Below are 1,039 nucleotides of genomic sequence, written 5' to 3' on the forward strand. Positions count from 1 at the left end.
GAATCGTGCGCGCCGCGGTTGCTTATCCGTGGCGTGAGGATGTTGCGACAGCTCTCGACCCGCGCCGCGCGGTACGTAAGGACACGGTCATGGCCGGGTGCCAGGCTGATCCTCGTTCCTCAGGTCGGGGTGCTCGACGGTCTTCATGTAGCGGGTGGCGCCTTCGACGCTGAGTCCGAAGAGGTCGTAGATGCGGCGTACGTCGCCGCCGGTGGCGTGGATCTCGTGCGGGATGCGGTCTTCGCGCAGGGCCCGTGGGCGGATACGGCTTTCCTTCCAGGGAAAGGACGGGCCGCTGGGGACGAGGCGCGGCGCGGTGCGTCGGTTGATGAGCAGGTGTGGGTTCGCGGTGGCCGGCCAGGTTCGGTTGCGGTGGTCGAGCCAGGCCGCGAGCCGGGTCCTGACGGGTGCGGCGAGCGGGATGTCGCGGCGGTCGAGGTGGAGCCGTCCGTCGACGATGTCGGTCAGCTGCAGCTCGCGGACCTGCTTGCCGGTCAGGCCGTGGAACGCCACCAGAGCGACGGCGAGCGCGACGGCCGGGTTCGGCGAGTCCAGTTCGGCCCGGATCACTGCGGGGTCCAGCGGCAGCGGAAGGTTCGTGGCGACGCGGGTGAGGTCGATGCCGCGCATGGGGTTGGTGAAGACGAGTCGGCGGCCCTTGAGGATCTTGAACAGCGACTTCAGGCCGTTCTCGGCGAAGTGGCGTTGGCTGGTGCCGGCCGGCAGGGCAGCGAGGGCGGCCAGGACGTCCTCCTTGCTGATCTCGGCGAACGACTGGCGCCCGGCGTCGACCCACGTTTGCACGACGGGCGCGAGGCCCTGGATGTGGAGCTCGACTGTCTCGGGTTCGCGGGGCAGTTGGCGTGGCGCGTGTCGGGATCCGCCGAGCATGATTTGAAGCCACAGCTGGAGGTGCTCGCGCATGGTGTCCGGGAGCGCTCCGGACTCGATGAACTTGGCGTTGAAGTACCTCTCGACCCGGGTCGGGACGTCCTTGATCAGGAGCCCGGCTTCGGCGAGGACGTCGAGGGTGGAGGTG

1 pseudogene is annotated in these 1,039 nt (G+C 69.0%); it reads right to left on the bottom strand.

What is annotated here, in order from left to right:
• Positions 1-87: 87 nt before the first annotated feature.
• A pseudogene (locus tag ELR45_RS40135) lies at positions 88-1,039 on the bottom strand (hypothetical protein); the annotation flags it as partial.

Origin of the sequence: Phytoactinopolyspora endophytica (genome assembly GCF_004138495.1) — a bacterium.
Lineage (GTDB): Bacteria > Actinomycetota > Actinomycetes > Jiangellales > Jiangellaceae > Phytoactinopolyspora > Phytoactinopolyspora endophytica.